This window comes from Massilia pseudoviolaceinigra, from assembly GCF_030846505.1.
Lineage (GTDB): Bacteria > Pseudomonadota > Gammaproteobacteria > Burkholderiales > Burkholderiaceae_D > Telluria_A > Telluria_A violaceinigra.
Genome location: NZ_JAVCWL010000059.1, coordinates 1 through 17,517, shown reverse-complemented (window position 1 = coordinate 17,517; position 17,517 = coordinate 1). Strand labels below are relative to the sequence as shown.

Genomic DNA, 17,517 nt, shown 5'->3' with positions numbered 1-17,517 from the left:
TACTACACCGTCTCGTTCGAGACGCCCTTAACAACCCGCCAACTACTTGATTTCGTTAACGTTTTCTTCGGGGAGGCGAACTATAGCAAACCCTCTGGCAGCTTGGCAAGGCGTTTTATGAAGCCTGCCGCGAGGGGGACATTTTCGCAACGTTTACCGCGTTCTAAGGCGCTCCAAAACGTTACGCGTAATGCGCTCCACAACCGGATCGTGCCCAGTAGCAAGCACCTGCGCCCAGTCCGTCGTGCCCGCAGTAAAAACTGTCCCCTTGCGTGCATAGATACCCATTGTGGCAGCATGCATTCCCTCCCTTGCCGCAAGACCGGAACGTGCCGGAAGCTCCTGCCAACCGTCGCCCAGCATGCTCGTCGCCAGGACGACAAAGCTGGCCGGAGTGCCATTCCTGCCGGCCTGCGCGGCGAGCCTCACGCCCCCATCTGCCCCGTCCATGCACGCAAGCTGAGCACCATCGCACTCGTACCCGACCAGTGGCGGCCATGACTGCGCGCCGAACACCTCGCCGTTTTCCAGTCCCGTGCCCGCAAACACCCAATGATCCGCTTGCTGAACCACGTAGCCCTGGGTGGACCGCGGGCCGTCCCACCAGCCTCCTCCATGCCGGTAACTGACGCCGGCGAGCGCATCCTCAGGGCGACCTGCTCCCGTGACCGGCCACCAATGGTCGAGCGCGCCGTATGGCCCACCTTGGTGGCAAATGACCGCGCTCCCCTCGTCCACATAATGAATGCGCCACCAGCACACGTTCGCTGCGAAAAAAGCGACATTCCCCCCGCTGCCGATAAAGTCTTCGACGTGGTCGCGCGCATCCTCGCTCCAGTATTCGTCATGCCCTACGCTGAGCAGCAGGCGATATCCGCGCGCCAGCAGGCCCGCATCGCGGTGGATATCCGAATCCAGACAGAAATCCACCCTGTAGCCTTCCCCTGCAAGCCAGCGGATGAACGGCGCGTCCCAATGGGCGAATGTCTGCCGGGCGGAGCGCTCATCGTAATAGTCGGCCGCACCCCAGGTCTCGCCGCCTATACCGCCGCCGGGGCGTAACAGCGACACGCGGGCCCCGGGCGGCGAGCTCGATCGCGGCGGATTCGCGTAGAAACATCCTCCGCCACTATAGTTATAGGCGTGAAAGGTCGCCAGCGGAATCTTGTAGAGCACGTCGGCGCCGCCACGCCCCCTTACAACGAACAGGGCAGCCGCACTGGTCAATGCGATATCGAATGGCAAGCCGCCGTCTTCCTCCAGATAGGCGATATACACCGAGGAAGGCCATGCGAGAGGAATCGCAAACGCGTAGCGGGGCCAGTGCCAGTCCTCATCGGCGCCCTTGGCCGGCGCAAAGCGGCCAGCTTGCCACTCCGAACGCGACATCAGCTCTGCCCCTTCCCACCAGCGATAAAACCACACCCTGAAGCGCGCGGCGTCGGTCGACACATGCAGCGCCAGCAGGTCCCCGGGCGTCACGCTGGCGCGCGCAGGATAGCCACGGATCACGGTCGCTCCAGACCATTGCCGCGCAACAGCCCATCCCCATCCCGTTTTCGCAGCAGATACGGCGGCATGGCCAGCGCATGGATCGGCGTGCCGCGAAAAGTCGCCACCGCCTCCGCGGGCGTTTCGACAATCGGTTCCTCCCGGCGGTTAAACGAGGTATTGAGCAGCACCGGCACGCCGGTACGCGCCTCGAACTCGTGCAGCAAGCTGCGCAGGAAAGGATCGTCATCCGGCCCCACCGTTTGGAGGCGGGCCGTGCAGTCGACGTGCGTCACCGCCGCAATCAACCGTGCCGCCCGCTCGCGCACAGGCGCGGCGTACTGCATGAACGGCACCGGCCGGCACACGTCGAAGAATTCCTCGGCCCGTTCAAGCAGCACCACCGGCGCGAGCGGACGAAACCATTCGCGCTGCTTGATCTGCGCATTGATATCGTCGCGCATCGCGCCAATACGCGGATCGCCCAGAATGCTGCGGTGCCCGAGCGCACGCGGGCCGAATTCGCTGCGGCCCTGGTACAGCGCCACCACGCGCGCCTCGCACAGCAGGTCAACCATGCGCGCGCACATGGCAGGCGGATCATCGATGCGCTCGACCAGCAAGTCCGCGCAACTCTGCGCCGCCGCGTCGATATGGTCCGGCACCGGTTCCGGCCCCAGATAATCGCTCGTCCAGCGAAAATCACAGGACGCACCACCGAGCTCGGCCAACCCGTACAAGGCGCACCCGATGGCCGTGCCCGCGTCGCTCGGCGCCGGTGGAATGAACACGCGGCGAAACGGCGTCTCGCGCAGCAGGCGCTCGTTGGCCGAGCAATTGAGCCCGGTGCCACCCGCGAAACACAGGTTACGGGCGCCGGTCCGGGATTGCATCCAGCGCGCCACCACCAGCAGCGCTTCTTCAAATGCCCATTGCCCGGCCGCGGCGAGATTGGCGATATCGGCAAAGCGCGCATCGTCCGCCCCGCCATAACGAAAGCGGCCGCGTTCGGCAAACAGCTCGCGCCAGCGCGCCGGAATCGTCACCTGTCCGTCGCGCACATCGAGCGACGGCAAGCGCAGCGCCGTCGCCTTGCCATGCGGCGCCAGGCCCATGACCTTGCCTTCGTTCCCCTCCCCCGGAAACATCGCCTGCGTCAAAAGAAAATAGAACATGCCCAGCCCCACCGGCTGGCGCTCGTCGCGGTTCCACAGCTGCTTGGCGATACATTCCACCCGCTGCCGGTCGGCGCGGTAGAACGAGGCCACCTCGCACCAGTCGCCCGGCACGCCAGCCGCGCCCGCCCAGGTGTCGGTCAGGTCGGCCACGCGGCTGCCCTGTCCGTCGATGATCATGACGGCGGCATCCTCGAAAGGGGAAGGATGGAACGCACTGTATACATGCGAAAGGTGATGCGAGATGCGCGCGCGCCGGCAGCCGGGCGCCAGCGCCAGCGTGGCGGCCAGCTCGCGTTCGTACTCGGTCACCCGGGCGAACTCGGCGTCGCAAGAGTAGCACTCGACCAGGATATCGATGGGCGCATCCAGCCCGGGCAGGCGCGGCCGGTAAATGTTGCGCAGGTCGTCCAGCCGGCCCCAGTGGTGCTTGTGCCGCGTCAGGCGCTCTTTCTGGATCGCCCAGGCCAGTTCGGACCCATGCATCAGGCAAATACTTGCGTCCTGCGTCCGGTTAATGCCCAGGACAACAGGCGCGCCGCCGCCCCCGCTTTGCGTAACAGACTGCTTCCACATGATGCCGCCTCCGCTTCAGGAAGTGAGTACACTTCATTGGAGCGGCCGGCGGCATATAAGTTCAAGATCGATCATGGAAGTTGAAGATCGCTTTATCGCAGGCTGAGCGTCTGGCGTTTCCACGCCGGATCTTGCCAGCGGTAGAAGCCGCTGAGCGCATCAGGCCGGTCCGCGCTTTTTTCCACCGCCAGGGTATCGATGTCGACAATCTCGAACGTGCGCTTGATGCGTCCCTCGATCCGCGCCTCGCGCGCGACCAGCACCTTGGCCGCCCCTGGCACCCAGCCGGCAAATTCGGCGTAACCCAGGGTCGGTTCGATCGGCGCCGGCGGCAGCACATCGATGCGCCACCCGGCCGAGCCGCGATGAAACAGCCACAGTTCGCGCCAGCCGTCGAGCGGCTGCACCGCCAGCGCCAGCGCGCTGGCCTGCGCATTGGCGCGCGCCGACGCATTCCACACGATGCCATACGTGCAGCGCGAGGCCAGTGGCGCGCGCTGGTCGCGCTGCGCGTCGACCAGCAGCACGCAGGTTTCGCCCGGCTGGCCGGGCCGCGTCACCACGCTCAGGCCCGCCGGCATGGCGACCGGCGCCTCCGCCGCCCATCGCACGCTGCCCGCGCGCACCGCCGCTTCGGCATAAGCGCTGCGGTCTTCCTCGGCCAGTTCGGCCTTGTTCACACTGGCCAGTTCCAGGATGGCGCGCTTGGCCGCATCCGTCGGCGAGGCGTTCTTGCGCGCCAGCTCAAAAGCAATCGAGGACCACACGGCCGCGCGCCGCGTGTACACGCGGTTGCGCACATGCTCGGGCAAGTCCTTCACATCCACCTTGTCGAGCACTTCGGCGCGCCACTGGTCAAGCGCGTTGCGCTGCGCCACCCGCAGCGCCGGGTCGATGCACTCGTCGCGCGTCAGCCCCAGCGCCGCGGTGGCGCGCTGGGTTGGGCTGGCCGCCATCGCCAGCACACGGCGGAACGCTTCACCGTCATAGCACAGCTGGATCGCACCTTCGCGCTCGTAACTGCGAATGACCACGCCGTAGTCGGCCACCACTTCCAGGTGCGCCGCCACGACCGCCTCGCTGCGCTTGTCCAGCCGCGAGGAACCGCGCTTCGCCAGCCGCTCGGCCATGCTGCCCAGGGCATCGAACACCTCGGCATCGATCGCGGTGGCCGGCGCGGCCTTGAGAAAGGCCGCCGCATAACCGATGCCGAGCGCCTCCGCGCCCGGCGTGTCGCGCACGAAGCGCACCACGGACTTCAACTCTGCCGCCGCCGCCGGGGCCAGGTCGATCTGGCGCACATGGGCCATGCGCACGTAGCCGGCCCGCTCGCGCCGGTGGTCGTAGACCTGCAGGTAATCCATCTTGGCGCCGCGGATTTCCAGGCTGTCGCCCTGCCACAGCACGGCCTGGGAGGGCGCCGAATCGCGCGGCCCGGCGCGCAGTTGCATCTCGTCGCGCGTGACGATGGCAATCGCCGCGGCGGCGGTCAGGGTAGCGAGCATGATTATTGTTCCTCGGCTGCGGTGTCGGCGGCGGGAGCGGCGGCCATGGCGCCTGTGGCTGGCGTGCCCTTGCCCTGGCCCAGCAGCGCGGTCCCGATAAACCCGCCGTCGGTCGGTGGCGCGGCGATGATCACCGACACCTTGTCGGACAGCTTGTCGGCCATGGTCTTCTGGATCAGCAGCGGGTGGCGGGTGATCACTGCGCCGTCGCGTTCCATCTGCGCGGTGCTCACCTTGCCGACCACCTCCTGGCGGTACGCTTCGGCGTCGGCCAGCTTGCGGCGCGAATCGGCTTCGCCGGTCGCTTCGATCACGCGCGCCTGGGCCGCGCCTTCCGACGTCTTGATGCGCGAGGTCTTTTCGGCTTCCGCTTCCAGGCGGCGCTGCTCGATCTGCTTCTGCTTGAACCGCAGCACGTGCGCCATGGCCTGCTCCTGCGCCCTGGCGGCGATAATCTGCTCGTTGCCGGCCGCTTCGGCCGCTTTTTCGCGCTTGATCTTGTCGGCGTCCGCTTCGAGTGCGGTCTGCTTGACCTGTTTTTCCTTCAGTTCGAGCGTGTAGCGCATCTTCTCGGTCTGCAGTTCTTCGGCCAAGAGCGTTTCCATCCCGGCCATGTACTCGCGCGGCAGCGTGATTTTGCCGATGGTGACATGGCGCAGCAAGATGCCGTCGGCCGCCAGCTTGGGTTTGAGTTCGGCCTCGATCACCTGCTGGATTTCGGCGCGCTTGCTGGAAAAGATCTCGCGCACGGTGTAGCGCGTGACCACCTTGTAGATCACGCCCTGCACCGCCGGGTCGATCACGGCGGCGCGGATATCGTCCGGCAGCGTTTGCGCCACCTTGACCAGTTTGGCCGGATCGATCGCATAGCGCACGCTCAGGTCCACGCCCAGCGCCAGCCCTTCGACCGATTGGTAGGGCTGTTCGCCGCTGCCGGCCGCCTTGTAGATCTGGTCCAGCGCCGGCAGCTGGCGCAGTTCATGCACGCCGGGTACCAGCACCACGGTACCGTCGCGTACCACGCTGGCCGCGCCGTTCAACTGGTTGAGGCGGATGCCGACATTGCCGCGCTCAATCTTGGCCACCGGAGGATGCTTCACCAGCAGGTAGCCGGCGCCGCCGATGGCGCACAGCGCCAGCACGCTGCGCAGGCCCGGGCGCGGCACCGCGCGCGCGCCGGAACGCGTCACCGCGCCAAGGCCCGCCGCGCCCTTTGCCAGCACCGCGCGCACCGCCAACACCACCTTCTTGATCCGATCGGACATTTGCCTCACCTTTTCAGTTTGCCGGTCCTGCACCCGCATGACCCTGAAACGTATCGTGCCCGCCATGGGGTGGAAGTATCAATGCGCACAGCTGGCCAGAACCCTCACCGGGCGGAGCTTTCGCAGCGCCCTGTGAAGAAAAGCTCACAGGCCCCGTATGACTTTTCGGCCAAAAGCGAGGATACTGGCACCCTCACCAATCAGCAGGAGCAGCACATGCCCAGAGTGGCCGTCATCGAGGACGACCTCCCGACCAGTAACCAGCTGCGCAGCTGGATCGAGGCGGCCAAGCCGGGCATCGTCGTCGACCAGTGGTTCAGCCGCGACGAGGCCGAAGCGGCGATCGCGCGCGAGCGCTACGACCTGGTGGTGCTCGACATCGAACTGGGACGCGAGCGCCATGCCGGCGTGGCCATCATCAACGCCATCAACAAGAAGCACGCGACGCCGGTGCTGGTGGTGTCGGCCATGCCGGCCACCATTTACCGCAGCATCATGAAGGCGCTCGACGCCTGGGACTATCTGCAAAAAGCCACCTTCGAGGAAGCCGATTTCACCGATACCTTCCTGGAGATCCTGCGCGCGGTGAAAGAGCGCGACAAGCCCGCCCAGGGCGCCGACGAACTGGCCATGGACCCGCTGCGCCAGCGCTCGCCCACCTGGCGCGGCCAGCGCATCAACCTGCCGCTGACGGCGCAGCGCATCCTGGCGGCCCTTTTCGCGCGGCGCGGCCAGGTGGTCTCGTACGAGGAGCTGTACGAAGTGGTCAAGAGTGGCCGCAACCGCGACAATATCCGCAAGCACGTGAGCACCATCCGCGACGCCTTCCGCGAGATCGATCCGGCCTTCGAGTGCATCGAAAACGTGCCGATGCGCGGCTTTCGCTGGGCCGACTAAATGGCGGCGCGCCGGCTCTGGTTCGTGCCCTACCGCCTGCGCATCCTGCTGCGCGCGGCCTTCCTGCTGCTGGCCCTGGCCACGCTTGGCCTGGCGCTATCGGTGCTGCAACAGGAAAAGCAGCTCAGTTACACCAATTACCAGGCCAGCTTCCGCAAGACCGGGGAGCAGATCAGCGCCACCCTGCGCCATCCCGCCGGCCAGCTTGCGCTGCTCAATCCACCATCGGCCGGCGCGGCCGCACCTGGACTGCGACCGCTGCTGCTGCCGTTTCCGGCGCTCGACTTCGACGACCAGCAAAAGGTGCAGCAGGCCGTGGCCATGTCGGGCTGCATGCGCCAGTTCGGCCCGAGCGCGAACCTGTGCGCCGCCATCGGCAACAACCCCTGGGCCGGTGGCTTCATCTACGTGGCCGGCAGCGTCGACCTGGGGCGGCTGGTTTCGCACCGCAGCGGCGACGAAGTGCTGAACCAGTCGCACCGGGTGCGCGTCACTGTGTCGCTGCGCGGACGTACCTATCAGTGGATCGCCCCTTTCGAGGAAGACCCGCGCCAGCCGAGCGGCCCGTATGCGCCCCTGCGCGGACGGCTGACCGGATTTAACGCGGCCGACGAAGGCCGCAAGCACACCCGCCCCGTAAAGGACTTCCGCGGCTGGATGTGGCAGAACGCCCAGTGCAACGAGCCCGCTGCCGGCGCCAATCCGGACACCTGCCCGCGCAATGCCTTCTTTTCGGTGCGCCTGCCGGTCAGCGTGCTGCAGGAAGACCTGTTCGGAGACGACAGCGCACGCCGCATCTGGCCACCGGCCGATCTGGATAAGATCCGCGTCAGCGTGGTGCTGCTCGCCCCCGGCGAAGGGGCGGTGGTGCTCGACAGCGACAAGAGCAGCGCGGCGAGCGGCTTCTCGCTGGCCGACCTGGCGCCCATGCTGCTGCCGGGCGAAACACTGCGCATCGACAAGGTCGCCGCCACCGGCGCTGCCCCGCTGATCAAGCTGGCCGGCGCCAGCGGCACCGAGGACGCGTCGCAGCACTTCCTCACGGCCCTGATCCGGCGCCTGCCGGTCGACACGTACGACACGCCGCTGGCCGCGACCCACCGCATCGCCACGCCGCTGGGCAGCTACGACGTGGTGCTGGCCGGCGACGTGCGCAGCGTCAGCCAGAGCCTGGGCGTGGTGGCCAGCCGCATGGCCTGGTTCGTCGGCGCCATGCTGCTGGCGCTGATGCTGGCGTGGCTGGTGATCGAGATCGGCATCATCAGCCGCATCAAGGAGCTGATCGAGCGCGCCGATTCGGTGGCGCGCACCGTCAAGGAGCGCGGCGACGCTTCGCAGCCCGACCTGTCGGACCTGCGCGGAGAAGATGAACTGGGCGTGCTGGCCACCTGCCTGCACGACCTGCTGCGCCGCGTGCGCGAAGATGTCGAGCGCGAAGCCATCCGCGCGGAACAGGAACGCGACATGTGGCATGCCGTCGGCCACGAGATCATGTCGCCGCTGCAGTCGCTCATCGCCCTGCACGGCACCGATGGCAACCAGAGCGCGCGCTACGTGCTGCGCATGCAGCAGGCGATCCGCGTGCTGTATGGACGGGCCTCGCCCAGCGAAGCGTTCCAGTCGACCGTGCTGCAGGTAAGCGAGATCGATCTGACTGCCTTCTTGCGCAACGTGGCGGCCAACGCCCCCTGCGCCGGCGTCACCGATGTGGTCTTTCACGGCGCGCCGCAGGCGGTGCAGGTGCGGGCCGACGAATATTCGCTGGAAGACGTGGTCACCCATGTGCTGGTCAACGCCCAGCGCTACCGCCTGCCCGGCACCAGCATCGACATCACGCTCGAGGCTAGCGAAACGAGTGCCGGCGTCACCATCGCCAACCGCGGACCGACCATCGCCGACGATGTCATCGGCACCATTTTCGAGTACGGCGTGTCGGACCAGGAGGAAGCGGGTGCGCACGGCAACCGCGGCCAGGGCCTGTTCGTGGCCAGGACCTACATGGCGAAAATGGGCGGCACCATCGTCGCCAAAAACCTCGATGACGGCGTCGCCTTCGTGCTCACGCTGCAGCGCAGCGCCACCTAGATTTTCATTGCCTGATTTACAAGCAGTTCTGCCGCGGGTTACTATTGACCTCTATTCAATCATGGGCAGACGCGGTGAGACTGATTCGTACAACCCGCCTGGTACGCAGGCAAAAACACAGTGTGGTCGAGTGCGAAATCGACCTGTGCGAACTGCCTGATGGCGTTGACCGCTACCTCGTCAACGTGCGCCAGGGCCGCCGCGGCGACGAGTGGCGCGAGACCACGCGCACGCCGCACCCGGTCGGCCAGAGCACGGCGGATCGCCTGTTTGACCTACTGCTGGCCGAACGCCGGGCGCAGGGCTTCACCGACGCGGCAGCCCTGCCGCGCGCGCGCCTCGACGACACCGTGCCAGCGGCGCCGGCAACTGCCGAACAGCGCGCCGCCGACGCCGTGCTGCTTGGACGGCTGGACGCCGGCGTCTGGCGGCGCCTGAAAGACCAGCAGCGCACCCGCACCGCATGGCGCATCGGCGAACGCCGGCTGGCCGCCGCGGTACCGCTGATGGTCGGCCTGATCGGGCGCGGCACCTCCGCACTCGATTACTGCCTGGCCTGGGCCATCGGCCGCTGTGGCGACACCGGCGCCACCCAGGCGATGCTCGAACTGCACGCGCGCGGCGGCAGCGATGCGGTGCGCCGCATCGCCAGACAGGCGTGGCTGCAACTGGCCGGGGAGGCAGCGCTAGCCCAACACGCCGCGCAACTGACCGGCGACTGGCCGGCGCAGCTGCGCCAAGCCTGGGCCGCGCGCGACGAGGAAGCGATTGCACAGTTGTGCGCGCGCCCCGATCAATGGACCACGCTGTCGCTGTCAGACTGGCTCGAACAGCTCGACCAGGTGGCGCTGGCCGATCCGCTCGCGCGCAGCATCCTGCTGGCGCAGCTGCGCCAGCAGCCCCTGCGCGCGGGCACGTTCCGCGCCGTGCGGCATCTGTACAAGGCCGCCGAAATGCGCGACGACGGCGAACTGTTTGGACTGCTGCAGCAGCGCTTCGACACCACCGCAGCCCAGACTTCCAGCACGTATGTGCGCATCGACCGCAAATGGGTGCCGTACGCGGAAATGGCGGCCCGTCCCGACAGCACTGTCGCGTACAGCACGCGCACGCGCGCCTACCTGCGCCTGCGCGGCTGGCGCACGCTGCGCCGTCTCGGCCAGGACGACGACCCGGCCTTTGTCACGATGGCGCTCGGCGTGCTGATGGCGATGGATGACGCCGACTCCGGCCAGCCCTACACGCGCGAGGGCCGCTACTTCATGCGCGCCCACCGCAGCTACGACATCTACAGCCACTGGACCATGTTCAACCGCCTGCTGCGCAGCCATGGCGCCTGGACCGGTAACCGCAGCGGCAGCAGCTGGTTCCAGGTCGGCCCGATCGTGCCCGCCAACGGACGCGAAGAAGCGTTTCCCGCGCTGTGGGATGCGCGTCCCGCCGCCCTGCTCTGGCTGATGCAGCGCAGCCGCTGCGAGGGCGTGCACGCCTATGCCGCGCGCGCCCTGATCGACAACACCGCCTTTTGCGACCGGATCGCGCTCGACGACCTGGGCGCGCTTTTGCGCAGCCCTTACAGCGAGACCGCCGGCTTCGCCTTCCAGCTGTGCCGACAGCGCTTTGCCGACGGCGTGCCCGATACGCACTGGCTGCTGTTGCTGCTGCAATCGAGCCTGCCGGAAGCGCGCACCTTCGCGCTTGAATGCATCAGCCGCGCGCCCGATCATTACTGCGCCGATGCGCTGCTGGTCGCCACCCTGGCCTCTTCGCCCGATGAAGCGGTGCGCCGCCATGGCCGCATGCTGTGCCAGTGCGCGCTGGCCCTGCCCGGCCAGGCAGACGTCATCGTCCTGCTGCTGCTCGACTGGCTGGACAACTGCGGCGACCTCGATCAGGCCGAACTGGTGGTCCCGGCCATCGCCGCCGACCTCATATGGCTGCTCGACCGCCCCCTGCGCGCGGCCGCGGCGCAAGCGCCCTACGCGCGCCTGCTTGCCCTGCTCGCGCACCGGCTGGCCAGCGTGCGCATCGCCGCGGGCGAATGGCTGCTGCGCCATGCCGAGCCGGCCGGCGCGATCCCGCCGGCCATCCTGGCGGCGCTGCTGCAGGAAGCGGATACGGGCGTACGCGCGGTCGGCATCAAGCTGTTCAGCGCACTGCCGGAGCACATGCTGGCAAGTCAAGCCTTGCTGTTCGCCGTGTTCTGCACGCACCCGGACGCGGACGTGCGGCGCGCCATCGACGGTGCCTTGCAACGCATCGCGCCAAGCGACGCCACGTTCCGCGCCACCTTGCTGCCGCTGCTGCTCGATACCCTGTTCCACAGCGAACCGGCCGAGGGCGTGCACGCGGACCTGATCGCATGGATCCTGGGACCGCTCAATTCGGGCGCCGACCACCTTGACCGCGCGCTGCTGGTGCGCCTGTTGGCCGCGCGCAGCAAGGGCGCGCAACTGCTCGGCGCGCAGATGCTGCCGCGCTTCGCCAACACGCAGTTCAGCGTGGCCGAATGGGCGCAGTTCGGCCGCAACGAAAACGCCAGCGTGCGGCGCTGGGCCTGTGCGGCTTTTACCGAACACGCAGCCCTGGTGCGCACCCAGATGGAAGCGGCGCTGCGCCTGCTCGACAGCACCTGGGAAGACACCCGCGCGTTCGCGCGCGAGTTCTTCAGCACGCAATGCGCCACCGAAGACTGGAATCCGTCCCTGCTGGTCAGCCTGTGCGACCATCTCGATCCAGAAGTGCAGCGCTTCGGACGCACCATGCTCACGACCCATTTCGACGTCGCCGACGTCACCGAATACATGCTCAAACTTAGCCAGCATCCGTCCGCCAACATGCAGCTGTTCGTCAGCGGCTGGCTTGCCAGCGCAAGCGCCGGCGATCTGTCGAAGCTGGAACGCCTCGAACCGTACTTTTTGAACGTGCTCTCGCAGGTCAACCGCGGCCGGGTGGTCAAGAACCGCGTGCTCGATTTCCTGCGCGCGCAGGCGCAAGCGTCGGAGGCGATCGCCGCTTTTGTCGCGCGCCTGTTTGCGCGTCAGGTGCTCACCGTGGCCATCGCCGACAAGGCGCAGTACATCGAAGGACTGCGCGCGATCCAGGAACGCTTCCCGGCACTGCCGGCGGTGATGACGATCGAGCCGCCGCGCGCGCATGCGATCCTGCGGGGACCACAATGAAATTCGAATACCGCTACTACGGCGCCAGCACCGTCAGCAACAGCGCTTCAAGCACCGAAATGCGCTTCGCGCCCGACACCTTGCGGGCGCCGACCCATTTTGTCGCCCAGCTGAACAAGCACATTCCCTTCCGCGAAGCCATCTGCGCGCTGCACGACGTGGTGGTGGCCGACCAGCGCTACCAGCCGCCCGACAAGACCGCGTACCTGGCATGGCGCGCACAGAACGAAGACCCGGCGCTAGCGGAACTGATCGACCGCAATGCGGATCTGCGCGCGCGCATGGCGCCGCTGAGCGAGGAACTGAAGGCACTGCGGGCGCAAAAGAGCATCATCCTCAAGCCCTTCGCCGCGGCCCAGGCCAAATACTTCGACTATATTTACAAGGCCAATTTCGATGCCTGGGTGGTGCTCGACCCGGTCATCACGGTCCATCCCGACCGCGTATTCTTCGAGTGCTTCAGCCGCGACGAATCGAGCTACGCCTCGCTCAGCTGCAGCCACAATGTGTTCGACCGCGTGGACGACTTCGCCTGCGGCACCACCAATGTCGACTACTCCGAAGGCCTGTACGGCGAATTCCAGAAGATCCGCGACTATAAAGCGACCCGTCTGGCGATCGATCCGAGCGGGTTTCAGGTCGCCACCGCGGGCGATCCATCTTTCAAGGAAGAGAAGATCGACGTGCCGGAAACCTGGGTGCGCGGCTTTCTGCAGGTGAGCAGCGCAATGAACCTGCCGGCGCGCCGGCTCGATCTGCATCCGATGGATGTGCATAATTTCTGCCACCTCCTGCGCCGCAAGAAGGAACGCGTCGGCCCGCGGTCGATCCGCTTCGTGCTCACGCCGGGTGAACCGATCCGCGCGCTGTTTGAGCCGTGGAACGATGAACTGGTATGCCGCCGTTCGATCTACCAGGGCAATGCGGCTGAAGAAATCCGCATCTGGGGGCGGCGCCGCCTGATGCTGCTCGAACGCCTGATCCCGGTGGCCCACAGCTTTACCGTGCACCTGATGGGCAGCGGCATGCCGAGCTTCTGGATTGCCAACCTGCCGGACATGCAGCTCACGCTCGGCCTGTCCGGCTGGACCGCCAACGACTGGGCGCGGGCCGGCCAGTTCGACCTGCTGGCGCCGCGCGGCGCCGTCGACGACAATAGCAAGACGCGCGTTTTTGCCGCGCTGGGACAGCGCTGGTTCGCCACCGCCGACCAGCTGGCGGCCGACACCGGCCTGACGCGCGCCATCGTCGAAAGCGCGCTCACGTTGTACACCCAGGCCGGGCGCGTGATCTACGACCTGACGCAGGGTGTGTACCGCCTGCGCGAGCTGTCGCGCGAGCCTTTGCCGCTGGACGTGCTGCGCTTTGCCAGCGCGATCGAAGAAAAGGCGGCGACCCTGCTGGCCGTGCAAAGCCTGAGCGAACAGGCGAGCGAAGCGCAACCCGATGGCGGCCTGCGCCTGCGCGCGCGCAGCAAGGAAAATGGCCGGCCGTACCAGGTCATGCTGCGCCTAGACGCCGACCGGCGCATCGTCGACGGCAGTTGCGAGTGCAATCACTTCACCCAGAACCGCATGCACAAGGGGCCGTGCGTGCACATGCTCGTGCTGCGCATGGACCAGGCCAGGCGCGACGCAGCGCCTGGCGTGTAATGCGCGGCCGCCCACCTTTACTCAACCACGTATTCCAACCAATGCTTGAGGAGCCCGGAATTCACCTGTTATACTCGCATCAACAAGCACGGCGGGATGGCTCTTGCAAACCGGACGGCGGATCGCCGTCCACGTTGTCAGCTCTTCCCACGCGTCACTGGCACGCTCTTCACTGTGCCGTACCTGCACCAGTAGCGCGACACGGTTTGGCTTCCCTGAAGCCGATCAGCGCTACTGGTGCGGTACGGCGTCGAGTGGAGCGCTCCAGTCCTGCAGGCCCTTCGATGATTATCCTGCCGTGCTTGTGTAGTTTGCGTTTTCCCGACAGTGTTTTCCGTGGTGCTCCTTGCGAGACCAGGACACGATGACTTCCCCTACTCCCTCTCCCTCCGAACTGACGCGCGCGCAGTTGTACGAGCGCATACGCTCCAGCTCCAAAGAAGAAGTCGTGCTGACCGAGATGCAGCGCCTGGGCTTCTGGCCGGCCGACAGCGGCAAGCCGTCGGTCGAATCGGCACTGATCCGGCGCGAGACGGAGTTGACGCAAGCCTTGCAGAAGCTGGGCGGCGAGCTGCATCACCTGCAAAATCCCGAGGCGGCGCTGCGCATGCTGCGCAAGGAGCGCATGGCCAAGGCCAAAGCGCGGCGCGAGGAAACGCGCCAGAAACGCGCATTGGTGCGCTTCGAGAAGGCGCAAGCGTGGCGCCAGCGGCGCGAACACGAAGTGCTGTACCTGGGCGCGGGCGTTTCGGGGGGCCTCAGTCGCGCCGACAGCGACGCCGGAAAACTGGCGGGGCTGGCCATGCCGGTGCTGCACAAGGCGGATGAACTGGCGCAGGCGATGGGCATCACCCTGTCGGAGCTGCGCTTCCTGGCGTTCGAGCGGCGCGTCTCGCGCATCAGCCATTACCGGCGCTTCGCGATGCCCAAAAAGACCGGCGGCGAACGGATTATTTCGGCGCCGATGCCGCGCCTGAAACGCGCCCAGTACTGGGTGCTCGACAACGTGCTGGCGCGCGCGCCGCTGCATCAGGCGGCGCACGGCTTCGTGCCGGGCCGCTCGATCGTCAGCAACGCGGCGCCCCACGTCGGGCAGGCGGTGGTCATCAATCTGGACCTCAAGGATTTTTTCCCGTCGATCGGCATGCCGCGCATTAAAGGCGTGTTTGCGCAGCTGGGCTACAGCGAACAATTGGCAACCATCCTCGCGCTGCTGTGCACCGAAGCGCCGACCGACGAAGTGCGCATCGATGGCGAGACGTTTTTTGTCGCGCACGGACCGCGCGCCCTGCCGCAGGGCGCGCCGAGTAGTCCGGCGCTGACCAATATTTTGTGCCGGCGCCTCGATGCGCGTTTGCAGGCTTGCGCGGCCACGCTGGGTTTCAAGTACACGCGCTATGCGGACGACCTGACGTTTTCGGGCGATGCCGACGCGCGCAAGCTGGCCGGCAAGCTGCTCTGGCGCGCCAAGCAGATCGTCATCGACGAGGGTTTCACACCGCATCCCGACAAGCAGCATGTGATGCACGACGCGCAGCGCCAGATGGTGACCGGGATCGTGGTCAATCGAAAGCCCTCGCTCGAACGCGAGACCCTGCGGCGTTTTCGCGCCACGCTGTTCCAGCTCGAGAAGGATGGGCCGGAAGGCAAGCAGTGGAACGGCAATACCAACGTCATCGATGCGCTGGAAGGCTATGCGCAGTTCATCCGCATGGTCGATCCGGTCAAGGGCTTGCCGCTGCTGGTGCGCGTGCGCGCCGCGCGTGCACGATGGGGGGCGGCGGGCATCGACATGAAGCTGATGCAGTCGAAACGCAGCAGCGCGTTCCGGGCGCTGTCGGCCCAGGGCAAGGCGCCTTGGGACGGATGGTGGCAGGCCACGCTGGCATCGGCGCCGGTGCTGGAGAAAACCGCCGCGCAGCTGGCGGTGGAGAAGAAGGAGCGCAAGGCGGCCGAAGCGCCGGCGGTACCGCCAGCGCCCGTCAACATGAAAAAGCCGGCGGCTGCACAGACTCCTGTTGCGGCTCCTGCCGCGGCGGTTCGTCCGCCGCCGGCAAGCGATGCTCCGGCCAATCCGGATCCTGTCGCCAAGCCGGATGGCGATAACAATTTTCAGGTGGCGATCGCAGTGCAGGTTGCGCTGATTTGCGCTTTCGCGCTGGCCTCGCAGCGCGTGCTGCCATCTATCTGCATGGCCGTGATCGTGCTGCAATCGGCCATGTTGCGCAAGCCACGCTGGGGCTGGTTCCTCTTTATTATCCTGATCTGGAGCGCGGTGACGCTGAAGTGGTAGACGCGGCCAAGTTAGCCGCGTCTGCGCAGCACCACCGGCTGCGGTGACGCTACCGGTTCCAGCTCCACCACGGCGGCCGGTTTCAAGAAACGGGTGGCCATGCGGGTCAGCAGATCGCGCGTGGCGCCACCAAGCTTGACTTCCAGATAATGGTGCGAGAGCGCCGCGACCGGAACCGAAAACAGGGTCGTAATATATACACGCGCCCACGGATTAGTGGGAACCCCATGCACGTCCAGCCAGCGGCTGAGTACGAACTGCACCAGAATATGGAACAGGTACACCGAATAGGAAATGGTACCCAGCCACACGATGAAGCGCGGCGGCGCCAGACTGACGGTTTTGCTGGCCAGCGCGATGCACAGTACCATCAAGGCGAGCGGCCAGCCCCATTTCGTCGGGCCGTGAAAGTTCGCCTCGGTGGCGAAATTGCACCATAAAGCAAAGCCGATACTCACCCACATCAGGTTCAGGCACAGGATGCGATTAGTCAGTCGGATCCTCGGCGCCAGGTAAATATGGGCAATTGCCACGCCGGCCATGAAATCAATGATGATCGAATTGGTGATCAGGTTGAGATAGGAAAAACGGAAGTTGAAATTCGTGCGCACGTGGAAGGCGGTGTTCTGCTCGATGAGCGGAATGGCGATCACCGTGGCCAGCATCCAGACGCACAAGGCAACCCAGCGCAGGCGCCCAAACAGCATGCTGATACAAAAAACCGCGTAGAAATAAACTTCAAACGCCAAGGTCCAAGCCAGCGGCAGGGTAAAACCGAAGAAGGGCACGTCCGAAGGAATGGGCGGAATGAGCAGCAGACTTTTGAGGAATACCGCCACGTGGCCGGGCCCGGCGAAATACGCCATGCCATCCTTGACCAGCATGACATAGAGAATCGTGGCGATGGCGTACACCGGCCAGATGCGGGCGAAGCGCTTGATGGAAAAATCGATGCTGGAGGCGATGCTGCCGTCCGACTTCTGGGTGGTGTACACCATGATGAAGCCGCTGATAATAAAGAAAAGATCTACGCCCATAGCGCCTGGACCGAGCCAGATATCGACCATTCCCCAGTCCGGCGTGTTAAGCAGGAAGTAGCGCGCGTGACTGAGCACCACAAACACTACTGCAATTCCCCTGAGTGCCTGAATCCAGTCGAGCTTTTGACTTACAAGTTTCATGCTTATCCATTTCGCCAGCAAATCGCACTTTACAAGCTTGCCGGGTTTTTAACAATATCGAAAGTTCAATGTTTTACAGCGTCCGTTGACTTAATTCATATGCCCCAAGAGAAAGCGTGGGACGTTGGGAGGCGGGCGTAAATACGAAATGATGCTTCAATCGCATCATTGAGACGAAAAAAAACCCGCATGGCTTTCGCTCACACGGGTCTTTC

10 protein-coding genes are annotated in these 17,517 nt (G+C 65.7%); 5 read left to right on the top strand and 5 right to left on the bottom strand.

Annotated elements, in window-relative coordinates:
- Positions 1–153 precede the first annotated feature (153 nt).
- The 4 genes from RBA40_RS32510 to RBA40_RS32495 all read right to left on the bottom strand — a co-directional run bounded on the left by RBA40_RS32510 (position 154) and on the right by RBA40_RS32495 (position 6,012).
- A complete protein-coding gene (locus RBA40_RS32510; protein WP_306652960.1) occupies positions 154–1,512 on the bottom strand; it encodes a N,N-dimethylformamidase beta subunit family domain-containing protein in 1,359 nt (452 codons plus the stop codon).
- Entirely contained in the window at positions 1,509–3,152 is a 1,644-nt protein-coding gene (locus tag RBA40_RS32505; protein ID WP_306652958.1) for a carbamoyltransferase family protein, read from the bottom strand. Before RBA40_RS32505 ends, RBA40_RS32510 begins: the two co-directional genes overlap by 4 nt.
- A 182-nt stretch (positions 3,153–3,334) precedes the next feature.
- Positions 3,335–4,747 (bottom strand): hypothetical protein, encoded by a 1,413-nt coding sequence (locus tag RBA40_RS32500; RefSeq protein WP_306652957.1) that lies wholly within the window; start codon positions 4,745–4,747, stop codon positions 3,335–3,337.
- A gap of 2 nt (positions 4,748–4,749) precedes the next feature.
- The gene (locus tag RBA40_RS32495; RefSeq protein WP_306652955.1) at positions 4,750–6,012 is read right to left on the bottom strand and encodes an SPFH domain-containing protein; all 1,263 of its coding nucleotides are present in this window, start codon (positions 6,010–6,012) and stop codon (positions 4,750–4,752) included.
- Positions 6,013–6,228: 216 nt separating this feature from the next.
- Between RBA40_RS32495 and RBA40_RS32490 the strand changes: the two genes are divergently transcribed.
- The 5 genes from RBA40_RS32490 to RBA40_RS32470 all read left to right on the top strand — a co-directional run bounded on the left by RBA40_RS32490 (position 6,229) and on the right by RBA40_RS32470 (position 16,121).
- The gene (locus tag RBA40_RS32490; RefSeq protein ID WP_099874135.1) at positions 6,229–6,909 is read left to right on the top strand and encodes a response regulator transcription factor; all 681 of its coding nucleotides are present in this window, start codon (positions 6,229–6,231) and stop codon (positions 6,907–6,909) included.
- Positions 6,910–8,994: a sensor histidine kinase gene (locus tag RBA40_RS32485; RefSeq protein ID WP_306652953.1), complete on the top strand. Its 2,085-nt coding sequence runs from the start codon at positions 6,910–6,912 to the stop codon at positions 8,992–8,994. It begins immediately after the preceding gene.
- Positions 8,995–9,068: 74 nt separating this feature from the next.
- Positions 9,069–12,176, top strand: coding sequence for a hypothetical protein (locus tag RBA40_RS32480; RefSeq protein WP_306652952.1), 3,108 nt, complete (start codon positions 9,069–9,071; stop codon positions 12,174–12,176).
- Entirely contained in the window at positions 12,173–13,828 is a 1,656-nt protein-coding gene (locus tag RBA40_RS32475) for an SWIM zinc finger family protein (protein ID WP_306652950.1), read from the top strand. The genes RBA40_RS32480 and RBA40_RS32475 overlap by 4 nt, the downstream gene beginning before the upstream one ends.
- A gap of 364 nt (positions 13,829–14,192) precedes the next feature.
- Positions 14,193–16,121, top strand: a complete 1,929-nt coding sequence (locus RBA40_RS32470) for a reverse transcriptase family protein (RefSeq protein ID WP_306652948.1) — start codon at positions 14,193–14,195, stop codon at positions 16,119–16,121.
- 11 nt (positions 16,122–16,132) lie between these two features.
- On the opposite strand, the gene RBA40_RS32465 is transcribed toward RBA40_RS32470, so the two are convergent.
- Positions 16,133–17,323, bottom strand: a complete 1,191-nt coding sequence (locus RBA40_RS32465) for an acyltransferase family protein (protein WP_306652947.1) — start codon at positions 17,321–17,323, stop codon at positions 16,133–16,135.
- Between the last annotated feature and the right edge of the window lie 194 nt (positions 17,324–17,517).